Origin of the sequence: Burkholderia mayonis, assembly GCF_001523745.2 — a bacterium.
GTDB lineage: Bacteria > Pseudomonadota > Gammaproteobacteria > Burkholderiales > Burkholderiaceae > Burkholderia > Burkholderia mayonis.
Genome location: NZ_CP013386.1, coordinates 327974 through 345862 on the forward strand (window position 1 = coordinate 327974; position 17889 = coordinate 345862).

Below are 17889 nucleotides of genomic sequence, written 5' to 3' on the forward strand. Positions count from 1 at the left end.
CAGCGGGCATTTTTTGTTGATACATCGTTTCGTAGCGGATTGGTGTGTGGTAGCCGATCGCGCTGTGTCGGCGGCCGAGGTTGTACCAGCCCTCAATGAAGGCGAACAACTCACGTCGAGCTTGCTCGTGCGATTGGAAATGCGAGCGGGCCAGCAGTTCGCATTCGAGCGTGGCAAAGAAGCTCTCGCACATGGCGTTGTCGAAGCAATCGCCCACTGTGCCCATCGAGGGGCGTACCCCCGCTTCGCGACAGCGCCGGCCGAAGGCAAGCGACGTGTATTGGCACCCTTGATCCGAGTGATGAATGACGCCCTCGGGGCGACGCTGCACGAGGGCCATGTCGAGCGCACGCAGCATCAGCTCCGTGTACAGATGATTGGACATCGCCCAGCCGACAATGCGGCGACTGAAGACATCGAGCACGACGGCGAGATAGAGGAAGCCTTCGGCTGTCGGCACGTAGGTGGCATCGGCTACCCACAGTCGGTTGGGGGCGTCGGCCACGAAGTGCCGTTGCACGAGATCGGGTGCGGGCCGTGCGCCGGGCTGCCGCCGCGTCGTGTTGATCCAGCGCCGCCGGCTCACGCCGCACAGACCCGCTATACGCATCAGACTGGCAATACGTTTGCGCCCGACATGCATGCCATGCTCGACAAGCTCCGCATGGATGCGAGGCATGCCGTACGTGCCGCGCGAGCTTGCATGAATGGCTCGAATACGCCCGAGCAGATCGGTGTCGCTGCACGCCCGTTTCGATGGGCTGCGCGAGATCCACGCGTAATAGCCGCTGGCCGAAATCTGCAGCAGCCGCGCCATCGTCGCAATAGGCAAGCTGGCCTGGTTCGCTTTCATGAATTCGAACCCTTTTCGGGCACCGTTCCGGTCTCCCGTGCAAACCAGGCCGCGGCTTTTGAGAGGATCTCTCGTTCAAGCCGCAGTTGGCGATTCTCGCGACGAAGTCGCGTAAGCTCTTCGCGCTCCGCTGTCGTCAAGCCATCATGCCGCTTGCCGCTGTCGCGATCGGCTTGCGCGACCCAGTTGTAGATCGTTTGCGCCGTCGGCTCGAACTCACGCGCAAGCTCTTCTGGCGAGCGCCCGGCTTTGACTAACTCGACCATTTGCGCCCGAAATTCCGGCGCGTAGGGGTTGTGGTGCTTTCCCATGGCAGGCACCTCCTGTTCCAAAGGATAGGTGTCCACGGAAACGGGTCAACTCCAACCCCCAGTCCCTGATCCACTTGCGTAGCAGGTTGGCGTTCACCGCGTGCTCCAGCGCCATCCTCGCGACCGATACGCCCGGTTGCATACATGCCTGGACCAATTCAAGCTTGGCCTGCGGATCAAAACGCCGGCGCCGCCCGTCGCGTTCGAAGCCCGTCACCAGGCGTGACCTCAGATCGTCGCTGTGCTCTGTCATTGCGTCCACCTCCTCGTTCAAGTGGACACAATCGTCGCCCGTCCAGCCTCGCAGGAACAGGGCGTCGATCAATGATCGCTTACGACAGCTGTATCCATATCGATCACCATCCTGCAATGATCGGCCCCCAAAACCCCGCTCAGACTCCTTTGCCGTTGGATAAGGCCGGCACTTGGCGGCACTCTTCCAACACCGTATGATTCAGGTCTTCCGTTTCCCGGCGCGTTTCTTGCTGGGCGAGCGGAAGCGACGAAAGGCGGTACCAGACGTTCTCGTTCGGTTCAGTAGCGCGCATAGACAGCCCCGTTGCCGATGCGACGGCAACCGAAAAGCGGCGGCACAGGTCGGACGACATCGGCGCGCTCGAAGAAGGTGCAAATAATCTCAACGAAGCGCTTGACACGAATTCGATGTGCTCCCATAATCGTCAGTTCTCTACGGAGGGGTGCCCGAGTGGCTAAAGGGGGCAGACTGTAAATCTGTTGGCTTACGCCTACGTTGGTTCGAATCCAACCTCCTCCACCAAGACATAAGCACAGAGCGGTATAGGGAATCGTTGCTGATCCTTGCGGGTGTAGCTCAATGGTAGAGCAGAAGCCTTCCAAGCTTACGACGAGGGTTCGATTCCCTTCACCCGCTCCAGTTCAAGCAGTTGAAGCGTAAAGCGCCCATGTGGCTCAGTGGTAGAGCACTCCCTTGGTAAGGGAGAGGTCGGCAGTTCGATCCTGCCCATGGGCACCAGTGAAGTAGTCGGTGTCTGTTTGCGCGCGGCGCAACATGTGAAATTCCTTTCGGGAGTTGAAAATGGCCAAGGAAAAGTTTGAGCGGACCAAGCCGCACGTGAACGTTGGTACGATTGGTCACGTTGACCACGGCAAGACGACGCTGACGGCGGCGATCACGACGGTGCTGACGAAGAAGTTCGGCGGCGAAGCGAAGGCATACGACCAGATCGACGCGGCGCCGGAAGAAAAGGCGCGCGGCATCACGATCAACACGGCGCACGTGGAATACGAGACGGCGAACCGCCACTACGCGCACGTCGACTGCCCGGGCCACGCTGACTACGTGAAGAACATGATCACGGGCGCGGCGCAGATGGACGGCGCGATCCTGGTGTGCTCGGCGGCAGACGGCCCGATGCCGCAAACGCGTGAGCACATTCTGCTGGCGCGTCAGGTTGGCGTTCCGTACATCATCGTGTTCCTGAACAAGTGCGACATGGTGGACGACGCGGAACTGCTCGAGCTGGTCGAGATGGAAGTGCGCGAACTGCTGTCGAAGTACGACTTCCCGGGCGACGACACGCCGATCATCAAGGGTTCGGCGAAGCTGGCGCTGGAAGGCGACACGGGCGAGCTGGGCGAAGTGGCGATCATGAACCTGGCGGACGCGCTGGACACGTACATCCCGACGCCGGAGCGCGCGGTCGATGGTGCGTTCCTGATGCCGGTGGAAGACGTGTTCTCGATCTCGGGCCGCGGTACGGTGGTGACGGGTCGTGTCGAGCGCGGCGTGATCAAGGTTGGTGAGGAAATCGAAATCGTCGGTATCAAGCCGACGGTGAAGACGACCTGCACGGGCGTGGAAATGTTCCGCAAGCTGCTGGACCAGGGTCAGGCAGGCGACAACGTCGGTATCCTGCTGCGCGGCACGAAGCGTGAAGACGTGGAGCGCGGCCAGGTTCTGGCGAAGCCGGGTTCGATCACGCCGCACACGCACTTCACGGCTGAAGTGTACGTGCTGTCGAAGGACGAAGGTGGTCGTCACACGCCGTTCTTCAACAACTACCGCCCGCAGTTCTACTTCCGTACGACGGACGTGACGGGCTCGATCGAGCTGCCGAAGGACAAGGAAATGGTGATGCCGGGCGACAACGTGTCGATCACGGTGAAGCTGATTGCGCCGATCGCGATGGAAGAAGGTCTGCGCTTCGCGATCCGCGAAGGTGGCCGTACCGTCGGCGCCGGCGTCGTCGCCAAGATCATCGAGTAAGCCAGTTACTTGTTGATCGACAGTTTGGGGGGGGCGGTGTCAGCCGGTCCCAACATGGTCTAGGGGTATAGCTCAACTGGCAGAGCGTCGGTCTCCAAAACCGAAGGTTGGGGGTTCGATTCCCTCTGCCCCTGCCACATAAGCCACGTTCTTTTGCGTGGCGTTTGTTTTAAGAGTGTTATGGCGAATCCTTCCGTCGAAACTGTAAATACCTCCGGCGATAAGCTGATGCTGGCCCTGGGTGTATTGTTGGTCTTGGCCGGATTCGCGGGCTTCTTCTTGCTGGATGGCAAGGAGTGGTATATCCGCGGCGCTGCTCTGGCAGTGGGGGTGATCGCCGGTGTGGGCGTTGCGTTGATATCGCTTCCGGGCAAGAGCTTCGTTGCTTTTGCGAAGGATTCGTATCGCGAAGTGCGTAAAGTCGTTTGGCCCACGCGCAAGGAAGCCACGCAAACCACGCTTGTCGTTTTCGGTTTTGTGCTGGTCATGGCTCTCCTTCTTTGGATAAGCGATAAATCCATCGAATGGGTGATTTTCTCGGTGATTCTGGGTTGGAAATGATATGAGCGATACTCCGGCATCCCCGAGCGGAAAACGTTGGTACGTCGTGCACGCCTACTCCGGTATGGAGAAGAGCGTGCAACGTGCGCTTCAAGAGCGCATCGAGCGTGCCGGCATGCAGGACAAGTTCGGCCAGATCTTGGTTCCGACCGAGGAAGTGGTTGAGGTCAAAGGCGGTCACAAGGCGGTGACCGAGCGTCGTTTCTTCCCCGGCTACGTGCTGGTGGAAATGGAAATGACGGACGAAACGTGGCACCTCGTGAAAAACACCGCGAAGGTCACCGGTTTCGTCGGTGGGGCGCGCAATCGCCCGAGTCCGATTTCCCCGCGGGAAGTCGAAAAGATCATGTCGCAGATGCAGGAAGGCGTGGAGAAGCCACGCCCGAAGACCCTGTTCGAAGTCGGCGAGATGGTGCGCGTGAAGGAAGGTCCGTTCACGGACTTCAACGGCACGGTCGAAGAAGTGAACTACGAAAAATCGAGAGTTCGCGTGTCGGTCACCATTTTCGGTCGCGCAACGCCGGTTGAATTGGAGTTTGGCCAGGTCGAAAAGGTTTGAGCAAATTTCAGGTGGGCAGCTCTGGGAGCTGCCCACCTTCGCGCTTACGGCCCGCGCTAATGGTCGTTGAGGAGCGCAAGTAGTCGCAGGACGAACCCGCGTTATCACTCACCGGGCGCTTTCATGCGTTCCAACGAGGTTTTCAAATGGCAAAGAAGATTATCGGCTTTATCAAGCTGCAGATCCCTGCAGGTAAAGCCAACCCGTCGCCGCCGGTCGGTCCGGCACTGGGCCAGCGCGGCCTGAACATCATGGAGTTCTGCAAGGCGTTCAACGCTCAGACTCAAGGCATGGAGCCGGGCCTGCCGGTGCCGGTCGTCATCACGGCATACGCGGACAAGAGCTTCACGTTCGTGATGAAGACCCCGCCCGCGACGGTCCTGATCAAAAAGGCGGCGAAGGTCGACAAGGGTTCGAGCAAGCCCCACACCGACAAGGTCGGCAAGATCACCCGCGCGCAAGCGGAAGAAATCGCCAAGACCAAGATGCCGGATCTTACGGCAGCTGATCTCGACGCGGCCGTTCGCACCATCGCTGGTAGCGCACGCTCGATGGGCATCACTGTGGAGGGCGTGTAAATGGCCAAGATCTCGAAGCGCCGTCAGGCATTTGCCGCTAAGGTCGACCGTCAGAAGTTGTACGCGATCGACGAGGCTTTGGCTCTCGTGAAGGAATGCGCGAGCGCGAAGTTCAACGAGTCGATCGACGTCGCGGTTCAGCTCGGCATTGATGCGAAGAAGTCGGACCAGGTCGTTCGTGGTTCGGTCGTGCTGCCGGCCGGTACCGGCAAGTCGGTCCGTGTCGCCGTGTTCGCGCAAGGCGAGAAAGCCGAGCAAGCGCGCGCTGCAGGCGCCGAAGTGGTCGGTATGGAAGATTTGGCTGAGCAGATCAAGGCCGGTCAAATGGACTTCGACATCGTGATTGCTTCGCCGGACACGATGCGTATCGTCGGTACGCTGGGTCAGATCCTCGGTCCGCGCGGCTTGATGCCGAACCCGAAGGTCGGTACGGTCACGCCGGACGTCGCGACCGCAGTGAAGAATGCGAAGGCAGGCCAGGTGCAATTCCGTGTCGACAAGGCGGGCATCATCCACGCAACGATCGGCCGTGCATCATTCGAGCCGACCGCGCTGCGCACGAACCTGTCGGCGCTGATCGAAGCGCTGCAGAAGGCGAAGCCGGCGACGAGCAAGGGCGTGTACCTGCGCAAGATCGCGCTGTCGAGCACGATGGGCATCGGCGTTCGCGTCGACCAGGGCTCGCTGGCCGCGCAGTAAGCGAAGTATTCGGGCCGCTTCCGCGAGAAGCGGCTCAAAAGGGCTTTGGGCGGTCGTTCGATGCAGCATCGTCGGACGGCCGGTTATCAAAGACCGTTGGTGGGAAAGCTGCAGCCGGGCGATCCCTTAATGCAAGCCAACGCAGATGGCGAACCCGAAAATGTTTTGCAGTGGTGAAGCGGAAGGTCGACGAGCGATCGACGATCTTCGGCGGAAATACTCCTAACGAGTCGGACGCCGTTGTTGAACGAGGTACGCGACGCGTCATGCGGAGCGTATCGATTCTGGAGGCTAACCGTGCCGCTTAATAGAGAAGACAAGCAAGCCGTCGTTGCTGAGGTCGCCGCGCAAGTTGCGAAGGCCCAGACCGTTGTGCTGGCTGAGTATCGTGGGATTACGGTTGGCGATCTGACCACGCTGCGCGCGAAAGCGCGCGAGCAACAGGTTTACCTGCGCGTGTTGAAGAACACGCTGGCGCGCCGCGCCGTCGAAGGTACGCCGTTTGCTCCGCTGGCGGAGCAGATGACTGGCCCCCTGATCTACGGCATCTCGGAAGATGCCATTGCTGCTGCGAAGATCGTCAACGACTTCAGCAAGAGCAATGACAAGTTGGTCATCAAGGCCGGTTCGTTCGATGGCAAGGTGATGGACAAGGCCGGCGTGCAAGCGCTGGCCAGCATCCCGAGCCGCGAAGAACTGCTCTCGAAGCTGCTGTTCGTCATGCAGGCGCCTGTTTCCGGCTTTGCGCGCGCTCTGGCTGCGCTGGCGGAGAAGAAGCAGGCCGAAGCTGCATAAGCGGACGCATCCGGGCACAACAGATCGCTGGCTGTATCCGAATTCAATTTAGGAGTATTTCAAATGGCAATCGCAAAAGAAGACATCCTGGCAGCAGTCGAAGGGATGACCGTTCTGGAACTGAACGAGCTGGTCAAGGCGTTCGAAGAGAAGTTTGGCGTGTCGGCTGCTGCTGTCGCAGTTGCTGGCCCGGCCGCCGGCGGCGCTGCTGCTGCTGCTGAAGAGAAGACCGAATTCACGGTCGTTCTGGCTGAAACCGGCGCCAACAAGGTTTCCGTCATCAAGGCCGTTCGCGAACTCACGGGCCTGGGCCTGAAGGAAGCGAAGGACCTCGTCGACGGCGCACCGAAGCCCGTCAAGGAAGGCGTGGACAAGGCCGCTGCTGACGATGCGAAGAAGAAGCTGGAAGAAGCTGGCGCGAAGGTCGAAATCAAGTAAGTTTCGACGCGCTGTGCGAAGGCTGGCGGTTTTTCACCGCCGGCCTTTTTGTGCTTTGTGGGAGCGGTGTTTTGACACTCTTTGAAGAGAGTCGGACGAGCACCCCTAGAAGCCAAAGAAAAACGCCCATCCACCATCGATCGGCGATTTTCTTTGTCTTCTGAAGCGACTGCAGAAGGCAAGTTTGGTCGGGCAGCGGGCAACACAGGCATCCGCTGCCGTCAGCCAGCGGTTGGTAGCGGCCAACCACCAAGCTTCTCGGCTCGTGCCGTCGGACGGCCATCGGGTCTCAGTCGGTGAACACTCGGGTTTGACACGTCAAGGTATCCCGCCTCGATAGCGCCCGTCGTGATTCGGAGATCGTATGCAATATTCCTTCACCGAGAAGAAGCGCATTCGCAAGAGTTTCGCGAAGCGTTCCATCGTTCACCAAGTGCCTTTCCTGCTGGCCACCCAGCTTGAATCATTCAGCACATTTCTGCAAGCCGATGTGCTCACAGCGCAACGCAAGTCCGAAGGGTTGCAGGCCGCCTTCACGTCGGTGTTTCCCATCGTCTCGCATAACGGCTTCGCTCGTCTCGAGTTCGTGAGCTATGCGTTATCGTCGCCGGCGTTCAACATCAAGGAATGCCAGCAGCGCGGCCTGACTTATTGCTCGGCGCTGCGCGCGAAGGTGCGCCTCGTGCTCCTCGACAAGGAGTCGCCGAGCAAGCCCGTCGTCAAGGAAGTCAAGGAACAGGAAGTGTACATGGGCGAAATTCCGCTCATGACGCCGACCGGCTCGTTCGTCATCAACGGCACCGAGCGCGTGATCGTGTCGCAGCTGCACCGTTCGCCCGGCGTGTTCTTCGAACACGACAAGGGCAAGACGCACAGCTCGGGCAAGCTGCTGTTCTCCGCGCGGATCATTCCGTACCGCGGCTCTTGGCTCGACTTCGAATTCGATCCGAAGGACGTGCTGTACTTCCGCGTCGACCGTCGTCGCAAGATGCCGGTCACGATCCTGCTGAAGGCGATCGGCCTCACGCCGGAACAGATCCTCGCGAACTTCTTCGTCTTCGACAACTTCACGCTGATGGACGAAGGCGCGCAGATGGAGTTCGTGCCCGAGCGCCTGCGCGGCGAAGTCGCGCGCTTCGACATCACCGATCGCGAAGGCAAGGTCATCGTCCAGAAGGACAAGCGGATCAACGCGAAGCACATTCGCGATCTCGAAGCCGCGAAGACCAAGTACATCTCGGTGCCCGAAGACTATCTGCTCGGCCGCGTGCTGGCGAAGAACGTCGTCGATGGCGACACGGGCGAAGTGATCGCGAACGCGAACGACGAGATCACGGAAGGCGTGCTCGAGAAGCTGCGCGAAGCGAAGATCAAGGAAATCCAGACGCTCTACACAAACGATCTGGACCAGGGTCCGTACATCTCGTCGACGCTGCGCGTCGACGAAACCGTCGACAAGACGGCCGCGCGCATCGCGATCTACCGGATGATGCGTCCGGGCGAGCCGCCGACGGAAGAAGCCGTCGAGGCGCTATTCAATCGTCTGTTCTACAGCGAAGACGCATACGACCTGTCGAAGGTCGGCCGCATGAAGTTCAACCGCCGCGTCGGCCGTGACGAAATCACTGGCCCGATGACGCTGCAGGACGACGACATCCTCGCGACGATCAAGATCCTCGTCGAACTGCGCAACGGCAAGGGCGAAGTCGACGACATCGACCACCTCGGCAACCGTCGCGTGCGCTGCGTCGGCGAACTGGCGGAGAACCAGTTTCGCGCGGGTCTCGTGCGCGTCGAGCGCGCGGTCAAGGAACGCCTCGGCCAGGCCGAAAGCGAAAACCTGATGCCGCACGACCTGATCAACTCGAAGCCGATCTCGTCGGCGATCCGCGAGTTCTTCGGTTCGTCGCAGCTGTCGCAGTTCATGGACCAGACCAACCCGCTGTCGGAAATCACGCATAAGCGCCGCGTTTCCGCACTGGGTCCGGGCGGTCTGACGCGCGAGCGCGCGGGCTTCGAAGTCCGCGACGTGCACCCGACCCACTATGGCCGCGTGTGCCCGATCGAAACGCCGGAAGGTCCGAACATCGGCCTCATCAACTCGCTCGCCCTGTACGCGCACCTGAACGAGTATGGCTTCCTCGAGACGCCGTACCGCAAGGTCGCCGACAGCAAGGTGACCGATCAGATCGACTATCTGTCGGCGATCGAAGAAGGCCGCTACATGATCGCGCAGGCGAACGCGGCGATCGACGACAACGGTCAGCTGGTCGACGAACTGGTGTCGTCGCGCGAAGCCGGCGAAACGATGATGGTCACGCCGGATCGCATCCAGTATATGGACGTGGCGCCGTCGCAGATCGTGTCGGTTGCGGCTTCGCTGATTCCGTTCCTCGAGCACGATGACGCGAACCGCGCACTGATGGGCTCGAACATGCAGCGTCAGGCCGTGCCGTGTCTGCGTCCCGAGAAGCCCGTCGTCGGTACCGGCATCGAGCGTACTGTGGCGGTCGACTCGGGTACGACGGTGCAGGCGCTGCGCGGCGGCGTCGTCGATTATGTGGACGCGGGCCGTATCGTGATTCGCGTGAACGACGACGAAGCGGTTGCGGGTGAAGTCGGCGTCGACATCTACAACCTGATCAAGTACACGCGTTCGAACCAGAACACGAACATCAATCAGCGTCCGATCGTGAAGATGGGCGACAAGGTTGCGCGCGGCGACGTGCTGGCCGACGGCGCATCGACGGATCTGGGCGAGCTCGCGCTCGGCCAGAACATGCTGATCGCGTTCATGCCGTGGAACGGCTACAACTTCGAGGATTCGATCCTGATCTCGGAGAAGGTCGTGGCCGACGATCGCTACACGTCGATCCACATCGAAGAGCTGAACGTCGTTGCACGCGACACGAAGCTCGGGCCGGAAGAAATCACGCGCGACATCTCGAACCTGGCGGAAGTCCAGCTCGGCCGTCTCGACGAATCGGGCATCGTCTACATCGGTGCGGAAGTCGAAGCGGGCGACGTGCTGGTCGGCAAGGTGACGCCGAAGGGCGAAACCCAGCTCACGCCGGAAGAGAAGCTGTTGCGCGCGATCTTCGGCGAGAAGGCGTCGGACGTGAAGGACACGTCGCTGCGCGTGCCGTCGGGCATGAGCGGCACCGTGATCGACGTCCAGGTCTTCACGCGTGAAGGCATCCAGCGCGACAAGCGTGCGCAGCAGATCATCGACGATGAACTGAAGCGCTATCGTCTCGACCTGAACGATCAGTTGCGCATCGTGGAAGGCGACGCGTTCCAGCGTCTCGCGCGCATGCTCGTCGGCAAGGTCGCGAACGGCGGTCCGAAGAAGCTCGCGAAGGGCACGAAGATCGACCAGGCTTACCTGGAAGATCTCGACCACTACCATTGGTTCGACATCCGCCTCGCGGACGACGAAGCGGCCGCGCAGCTCGAAGCGATCAAGAACTCGATCGAAGAGAAGCGTCACCAGTTCGACCTCGCGTTCGAAGAGAAGCGCAAGAAGCTCACGCAAGGCGACGAACTGCCGCCGGGCGTGCTGAAGATGGTCAAGGTGTATCTCGCGGTGAAGCGCCGTCTGCAGCCCGGCGACAAGATGGCAGGCCGTCACGGTAACAAGGGTGTCGTGTCGAAGATCGTTCCGATCGAAGACATGCCGTACATGGCCGACGGTCGTCCGGCAGATGTCGTGCTGAACCCGCTCGGCGTGCCGTCGCGGATGAACGTGGGTCAGGTTCTGGAAGTGCACCTCGGCTGGGCCGCGAAAGGCCTCGGCTGGCGTATCGGCGAAATGCTGGCGCGTCAGACGAAGATCGAGGAACTGCGCGTGTTCCTGACGAAGATCTACAACGAGTCGGGCCGCGCGGAAGATCTGGAAAGCTTCAGCGACGACGAGATCCTCGAACTGGCGAAGAACCTGCGCGAAGGCGTGCCGTTCGCGACACCGGTGTTCGACGGTGCGACCGAAGAAGAAATGTCGAAGATGCTCGACCTGGCATTCCCGGACGACATCGCCGAACAGCTCGGTATGAACCCGTCGAAGAACCAGGTTCGTCTGTACGACGGTCGCACGGGCGAGATGTTTGAGCGTCGCGTGACGCTCGGTTACATGCACTACCTGAAGCTGCACCACTTGGTCGACGACAAGATGCACGCGCGTTCGACGGGCCCGTACTCGCTCGTCACGCAGCAGCCGCTGGGCGGCAAGGCGCAATTCGGCGGCCAGCGTTTCGGTGAAATGGAAGTGTGGGCGCTCGAAGCGTATGGCGCATCGTACGTGCTGCAGGAAATGCTGACGGTGAAGTCGGACGACGTGACCGGCCGGACCAAGGTTTATGAGAACCTGGTCAAGGGCGATCACGTGATCGATGCAGGCATGCCGGAATCCTTCAACGTGCTCGTGAAGGAAATCCGCTCGCTCGGTATCGACATCGATCTCGACCGCAATTAATCGGACTACGGAGAGAAGGCAATGAAAGCTCTGCTCGATCTATTCAAGCAAGTCCAACAGGAAGAAGTTTTCGACGCGATCAAGATCGGTCTGGCTTCGCCGGACAAGATCCGTTCGTGGTCGTTCGGCGAAGTGAAGAAGCCCGAAACGATCAACTACCGTACGTTCAAGCCGGAGCGCGATGGTCTGTTCTGCGCGAAGATCTTCGGCCCGATCAAGGACTACGAGTGCTTGTGCGGCAAGTACAAGCGCCTGAAGCACCGCGGCGTGATCTGCGAGAAGTGCGGCGTCGAAGTAACGCTCGCGAAGGTGCGTCGTGAACGGATGGGCCACATCGAGCTGGCCTCGCCGGTCGCGCACATCTGGTTCCTGAAGTCGCTGCCGTCGCGCCTGGGCATGGTGCTCGACATGACGCTGCGCGACATCGAGCGTGTGCTGTACTTCGAAGCATACGTGGTGATCGATCCGGGCATGACGCCGCTGAAGGCGCGTCAGATCATGACCGAAGAGGATTACTACAACAAGGTCGAGGAATACGGTGACGAATTCCGCGCCGAGATGGGCGCGGAAGGCGTGCGTGAACTGTTGCGCGCGATCAACATCGACGAGCAGGTCGAGACGCTGCGCACCGAGCTGAAGAACACCGGCTCGGAAGCGAAGATCAAGAAGTACGCGAAGCGCCTGAAGGTCCTCGAGGCGTTCCAGCGCTCGGGCATCAAGCCCGAGTGGATGATCCTCGAAGTGCTGCCGGTGCTGCCGCCGGAACTGCGTCCGCTCGTGCCGCTGGACGGCGGCCGTTTCGCGACGTCGGACCTGAACGACCTGTATCGCCGCGTGATCAACCGTAACAACCGGTTGAAGCGTCTGCTCGAGCTGAAGGCGCCGGAAATCATCGTCCGCAACGAAAAGCGGATGCTGCAGGAAGCCGTCGACTCGCTGCTCGACAACGGCCGCCGCGGCAAGGCGATGACGGGCGCGAACAAGCGTCCGCTGAAGTCGCTCGCGGACATGATCAAGGGCAAGGGCGGCCGCTTCCGTCAGAACCTGCTGGGCAAGCGCGTCGACTACTCGGGCCGTTCGGTCATCGTGGTCGGCCCGACGCTGAAGCTGCACCAGTGCGGTCTGCCGAAGCTGATGGCGCTCGAGCTGTTCAAGCCGTTCATCTTCAACAAGCTGGAAGTGATGGGCGTCGCGACGACCATCAAGGCCGCGAAGAAGGAAGTCGAGAACCAGACGGCAGTCGTGTGGGACATCCTCGAAGAGGTGATCCGCGAGCACCCGGTGATGCTGAACCGCGCGCCGACGCTGCACCGTCTCGGCATCCAGGCGTTCGAGCCTGTGCTGATCGAAGGCAAGGCGATCCAGCTGCACCCGCTCGTCTGCGCGGCGTTCAACGCCGACTTCGACGGTGACCAGATGGCCGTTCACGTGCCGCTGTCGCTCGAAGCGCAGATGGAAGCGCGCACGCTGATGCTCGCGTCGAACAACGTGCTGTTCCCGGCGAACGGCGATCCGTCGATCGTGCCGTCGCAGGATATCGTGCTGGGTCTGTACTACGCGACCCGCGAAGCGATCAATGCGAAGGGCGAAGGCCTGACGTTCACCGGCGTGTCGGAAGTGCTCCGCGCGTACGAGAACAAGGAAGTCGAGCTCGCATCGCGCGTGAACGTGCGGATCACCGAAATGGTCCGCAACGAGGACACGTCGGAAGGCGCGCCGCAGTTCGTGCCGAAGATCTCACTGTACGCGACGACCGTCGGCCGCGCGATCCTGTCGGAAATCCTGCCGGCCGGCCTGCCGTTCTCGGTGCTGAACAAGCCGCTGAAGAAGAAGGAAATCTCGCGCCTCATCAACACCGCGTTCCGCAAGTGCGGTCTGCGCGCGACGGTGGTGTTTGCCGACCAGCTGATGCAGTCGGGCTTCCGTCTCGCGACGCGCGCCGGCATCTCGATTTGCGTCGACGACATGCTCGTGCCGCCGCAGAAGGAAACGATCGTCGGCGACGCCGCGAAGAAGGTGAAGGAGTACGACCGCCAGTACATGTCGGGTCTCGTCACCGCGCAGGAACGCTACAACAACGTGGTCGACATCTGGTCGGCGACGTCGGAAGCGGTCGGCAAGGCGATGATGGAGCAGCTGTCGACGGAGCCGGTGACGGACCGCGACGGCAACGAAACGCGTCAGGAATCGTTCAACTCGATCTACATGATGGCCGACTCGGGCGCCCGGGGTTCGGCGGTGCAGATTCGTCAGCTGGCCGGTATGCGCGGCCTGATGGCGAAGCCGGACGGCTCGATTATCGAGACGCCGATTACCGCGAACTTCCGTGAAGGCCTGAACGTGTTGCAGTACTTCATCTCGACCCACGGTGCACGTAAGGGTCTGGCTGATACGGCGCTGAAGACGGCGAACTCGGGTTACCTGACCCGTCGTCTCGTCGACGTGACGCAGGATCTCGTCGTCGTCGAGGACGATTGCGGTACGTCCAACGGCGTCGCGATGAAGGCGCTCGTCGAAGGCGGTGAAGTCGTCGAAGCGCTGCGCGACCGTATCCTCGGCCGCGTCGCGGTGGCGGACGTCGTGAATCCGGAAACGCAGGAAACCCTGTACGAATCCGGCACGCTGCTCGACGAAACGGCGGTCGAAGAGATCGAGCGCCTCGGCATCGACGAAGTGCGCGTGCGCACGGCGCTGACCTGCGAAACGCGCTACGGTCTGTGCGCGTCGTGCTACGGCCGCGACCTCGGCCGCGGCTCGCTCGTGAACGTCGGCGAAGCGGTCGGCGTGATCGCGGCGCAGTCGATCGGTGAGCCGGGCACGCAGCTGACGATGCGTACGTTCCACATCGGCGGTGCGGCATCGCGTGCGGCAGTGGCTTCGTCGGTCGAAGCGAAGAGCAACGGTACCGTGCGCTTCACGGCGACGATGCGTTACGTCACGAACGCGAAGGGCGAGCAGATCGTCATCTCGCGTTCGGGCGAGGCGATGATCACGGACGATATCGGCCGCGAGCGCGAACGCCACAAGGTGCCGTACGGCGCGACGCTGCTGCAGCTCGACGGCGCGCAGATCAAGGCGGGTACGCAGTTGGCCACGTGGGATCCGCTGACGCGTCCGATCATCACCGAGTACGGCGGTACGGTGAAATTCGAGAACGTCGAGGAAGGCGTGACGGTCGCGAAGCAGATCGACGACGTGACCGGCCTGTCGACCCTCGTCGTGATCGACGTGAAGCGCCGCGGTTCGCAAGCTTCGAAGAGCGTGCGTCCGCAGGTGAAGCTGCTCGACGCGAACGGCGAAGAAGTGAAGATCCCGGGCACGGAGCACGCGGTGCAGATCGGCTTCCAGGTCGGCGCGCTGATCACCGTGAAGGACGGTCAGCAGGTGCAGGTGGGTGAGGTGCTCGCGCGTATCCCGACCGAAGCGCAGAAGACGCGTGACATTACCGGCGGTCTGCCGCGAGTCGCCGAGCTGTTTGAAGCGCGTTCGCCGAAGGATGCGGGCATTCTCGCGGAAGTCACCGGTACGACGTCGTTCGGCAAGGACACGAAGGGCAAGCAGCGTCTCGTCATCACGGATCTCGAGGGCAACCAGCACGAGTTCCTGATTGCGAAGGAAAAGCAGGTGCTGGTCCACGATGCTCAGGTCGTCAACAAGGGCGAAATGATCGTGGACGGCCCGGCCGATCCGCACGACATCCTGCGTCTGCAGGGTATCGAGGCGCTGTCGCGCTACATCGTCGATGAAGTGCAGGACGTGTACCGTCTGCAGGGCGTGAAGATCAACGACAAGCACATCGAAGTGATCGTACGTCAGATGTTGCGCCGCGTGCAGATCGTCGACAACGGCGATACGCGTTTCATCCCTGGCGAGCAGGTCGAGCGTTCGGACATGCTGGACGAGAACGATCGCATGATCGCCGAGGACAAGCGTCCGGCGACGTACGACAACATCCTGCTGGGTATCACGAAGGCGTCGTTGTCGACCGACTCGTTCATCTCCGCGGCATCGTTCCAGGAAACGACCCGCGTGCTGACCGAAGCCGCGATCATGGGCAAGCGCGACGATCTGCGTGGCCTGAAGGAAAACGTGATCGTCGGTCGTCTGATTCCGGCGGGTACGGGCCTCGCGTTCCACAAGGCGCGCAAGGCGAAGGAACTGTCGGATCGCGAGCGTTTCGACCAGATCGCAGCGGAAGAGGCGTTCGAGTTCGGCACGCCGGCAGCGCCTGCCGAAGAGCCGCAGCATCCGGCGGAGTAAGTGAAGCGGCGCGAGCCGCTTTGCCAGTCTGCTGATGAAGCCGCCCGGTTTCGACCGGGCGGTTTTTTTTTGCGAACCGTTCGGCGGCGAGTCCGCCGAACGGACAACGTGCGAACGCCGTTCCCCTTTCATTGCGGGGACGTTGGTAAAATTCCGCCCACCGGCTCTTTTCGCTGTCCTCCATTCGATCCATGTCCCGCGCGCTCGAAATTCTCAACGAAGTCTTTGGCTATCCCGCCTTCCGAGGTCAACAGGGCGAGATCGTCGAGCACGTCGCGGCGGGCGGCGACTGTCTCGTGCTGATGCCGACGGGCGGGGGCAAGTCGCTCTGTTATCAAATTCCGGCGCTCGTGCGCAGCGAGGCGGGTCGCGGCGCCGGCATCGTCGTGTCGCCGCTGATCGCGCTGATGCAGGACCAGGTCGCCGCGCTGTCCGAAGTCGGCGTGCGCGCTGCGTATCTGAATTCGACGCTCTCCGGCGCCGAGGCGGCCGCGACCGAGCGCGCGCTGCGCGACGGCGACATCGATCTGCTCTACGTCGCGCCCGAGCGGCTCATGACGCCGCGCTTCCTCGATCTGATCGAGCGCGCCCGCATCGGCCTCTTCGCAATCGACGAGGCGCACTGCGTGTCGCAGTGGGGGCACGATTTCCGGCCCGAATACATCCAGCTGTCGGTGCTGCACGAGCGCTTCCCGGACGTCCCGCGGATCGCGCTGACGGCGACCGCCGACGCGATCACACGCGACGAGATCGTCCAGCGGCTCGCGCTCGACGACGCGCGGATTTTCGTATCGAGCTTCGATCGGCCGAACATTCGCTACCGGATCGTCGAGAAGGACAACGCGCGCGCGCAGCTGCTCGACTTTATCCGGGCAGAGCACACGAATGCGGACGGCACGACCGACGCGGGCGTCGTCTACTGCCTGTCGCGCCGCAAGGTCGAGGAGACGGCCGAGTGGCTGAAGGCGCAAGGGGTTCGCGCGCTGCCGTATCACGCGGGGATGGAATTCGAAATCCGCCAGAGGCACCAGGAAATGTTCCAGCGCGAAGAAGGCGTCGTCATGTGCGCGACGATCGCGTTCGGGATGGGCATCGACAAGCCGGACGTGCGCTTCGTCGCGCACCTCGATTTGCCGAAGAGCGTCGAAGGCTACTATCAGGAGACGGGCCGAGCGGGTCGCGACGGCATGCCCGCCAACGCGTGGATGGCGTACGGGCTCGGCGACGTGGTCCAGCAGCGCAAGATGATCGACGAGTCGGACGCCGACGACACGCACAAGCGCGTCCAGACGTCGAAGCTCGATGCGTTGCTCGGGCTGTGCGAGACGGCGTCGTGCCGCCGCGTCCGGCTGCTCGCGTATTTCGGCGAGACGAGCGCGCCGTGCGGCAACTGCGACACCTGTCTGGAGCCGCCGGCGACGTGGGACGCGACGCGCGAGGCGCGGATGGCGCTGTCGTGCGTGTTTCGGGCGCAGCGCGCGAGCGGCTTCAATTTCGGCGCGAGCCACCTGATCGAAGTGCTGCGCGGCGCGCGCAACGAGAAGGTGCTGCAGCGCGGCCACGAGAATCTCAGCACGTTCGGCATCGGCGCGGAGCTGTCCGAGCCCGAATGGCGCGCGATCTTCCGGCAGCTCGTCGCGTTCGGCTACCTCGCCGTCGATCACGGCGGCTTTGGCGCGCTCGTGCTGACCGAGGCGAGCAAGCCGGTGCTGAAGGGCGAGGAGAAGGTCACGCTGCGTCGCTACGTGAAGCCGGCGCGCACCCGCCAGTCGTCGGGCCGCAGCGGCGCACGCGTCGATCCGACGGCCGGCATGAATCCGCGCGAGCGCGCGTGCTGGGAGCGGTTGCGCGCGTGGCGGGCGGAAACCGCGAAGAGCGACGGCGTGCCCGCGTACGTGATCTTCCACGACGCGACGCTCGCGGAGATCGCCCGCAACGCGCCGGAGTCGATCGACGATCTGCGCCATATTCCGGGGATCGGCGCGCGCAAGCTCGACCGCTTCGGCGATGAGATCCTCGAGGTCGTCGAAGCGGCCTGACGCGCGTCGCCGGCGCCCGCATCTGGCACCAAAAATCACGCAAGCTGTTGACTCACTTGGGATTTTCGGAATATCAT

12 protein-coding genes, 4 tRNA genes and 1 pseudogene are annotated in these 17889 nt (G+C 62.0%); 14 read left to right on the forward strand and 3 right to left on the reverse strand.

Translation table 11 applies throughout. The features are described from left to right. Positions 1 to 16: 16 nt before the first annotated feature. From WS70_RS01655 to WS70_RS31315, 3 genes and pseudogenes are all read right to left on the reverse strand, one after another. Positions 17 to 1164: pseudogene (locus WS70_RS01655) on the reverse strand (IS3 family transposase); the annotation flags it as partial. Then, positions 1070 to 1417 carry a transposase gene (locus tag WS70_RS33770; protein ID WP_418230146.1) on the reverse strand — a complete coding sequence of 116 codons (348 nt, stop codon included), beginning with the start codon at positions 1415 to 1417 and terminating at the stop codon, positions 1070 to 1072. The gene WS70_RS33770 and the pseudogene WS70_RS01655, both read right to left, overlap by 95 nt. Before the next feature lie 139 nt (positions 1418 to 1556). After that, positions 1557 to 1772 carry a hypothetical protein gene (locus WS70_RS31315; protein WP_156438233.1) on the reverse strand — a complete coding sequence of 72 codons (216 nt, stop codon included), beginning with the start codon at positions 1770 to 1772 and terminating at the stop codon, positions 1557 to 1559. Between the two features lie 84 nt (positions 1773 to 1856). On the opposite strand from WS70_RS31315, the gene WS70_RS01665 reads away from it, so the two are divergent. From WS70_RS01665 to recQ, 14 genes are all read left to right on the forward strand, one after another. Next, positions 1857 to 1942: transfer RNA gene (locus WS70_RS01665), tRNA-Tyr, on the forward strand. Between the two features lie 43 nt (positions 1943 to 1985). Next, positions 1986 to 2059 (forward strand) — tRNA-Gly (locus WS70_RS01670). Between the two features lie 24 nt (positions 2060 to 2083). Continuing rightward, a tRNA-Thr gene (locus WS70_RS01675) sits at positions 2084 to 2158 on the forward strand. 63 nt (positions 2159 to 2221) lie between these two features. Further along, positions 2222 to 3412 carry an elongation factor Tu gene (gene tuf, locus WS70_RS01680; protein ID WP_038802783.1) on the forward strand — a complete coding sequence of 397 codons (1191 nt, stop codon included), beginning with the start codon at positions 2222 to 2224 and terminating at the stop codon, positions 3410 to 3412. Between the two features lie 61 nt (positions 3413 to 3473). Continuing rightward, positions 3474 to 3549 (forward strand) — tRNA-Trp (locus tag WS70_RS01685). A 43-nt stretch (positions 3550 to 3592) separates the two neighbouring features. Next, on the forward strand, positions 3593 to 3973 hold the full coding sequence (secE, locus tag WS70_RS01690; RefSeq protein ID WP_059472174.1) for a preprotein translocase subunit SecE: 381 nt from the start codon (positions 3593 to 3595) through the stop codon (positions 3971 to 3973). Position 3974: 1 nt separating this feature from the next. Then, complete coding sequence (gene nusG, locus WS70_RS01695; RefSeq protein WP_004525645.1) at positions 3975 to 4532, forward strand: transcription termination/antitermination protein NusG; 558 nt, start codon at positions 3975 to 3977, stop codon at positions 4530 to 4532. A 146-nt stretch (positions 4533 to 4678) separates the two neighbouring features. Beyond that, positions 4679 to 5110, forward strand: coding sequence for a 50S ribosomal protein L11 (gene rplK, locus WS70_RS01700; RefSeq protein WP_059472175.1), 432 nt, complete (start codon positions 4679 to 4681; stop codon positions 5108 to 5110). Further along, complete coding sequence (gene rplA / locus WS70_RS01705; RefSeq protein WP_059472176.1) at positions 5111 to 5809, forward strand: 50S ribosomal protein L1; 699 nt, start codon at positions 5111 to 5113, stop codon at positions 5807 to 5809. It abuts the gene before it with no gap. Positions 5810 to 6106: 297 nt separating this feature from the next. Beyond that, positions 6107 to 6604, forward strand: a complete 498-nt coding sequence (rplJ, locus tag WS70_RS01710; protein WP_059472177.1) for a 50S ribosomal protein L10 — start codon at positions 6107 to 6109, stop codon at positions 6602 to 6604. A 63-nt stretch (positions 6605 to 6667) separates the two neighbouring features. Then, positions 6668 to 7042 (forward strand): 50S ribosomal protein L7/L12, encoded by a 375-nt coding sequence (gene rplL, locus WS70_RS01715; RefSeq protein ID WP_038754735.1) that lies wholly within the window; start codon positions 6668 to 6670, stop codon positions 7040 to 7042. Between the two features lie 364 nt (positions 7043 to 7406). Next, complete coding sequence (gene rpoB, locus WS70_RS01720) at positions 7407 to 11513, forward strand: DNA-directed RNA polymerase subunit beta (protein ID WP_059472178.1); 4107 nt, start codon at positions 7407 to 7409, stop codon at positions 11511 to 11513. 21 nt (positions 11514 to 11534) lie between these two features. Next, complete coding sequence (gene rpoC / locus WS70_RS01725) at positions 11535 to 15773, forward strand: DNA-directed RNA polymerase subunit beta' (RefSeq protein ID WP_059472179.1); 4239 nt, start codon at positions 11535 to 11537, stop codon at positions 15771 to 15773. 191 nt (positions 15774 to 15964) lie between these two features. Beyond that, positions 15965 to 17812, forward strand: a complete 1848-nt coding sequence (gene recQ, locus WS70_RS01730) for a DNA helicase RecQ (protein WP_059472180.1) — start codon at positions 15965 to 15967, stop codon at positions 17810 to 17812. Positions 17813 to 17889 lie beyond the last annotated feature (77 nt).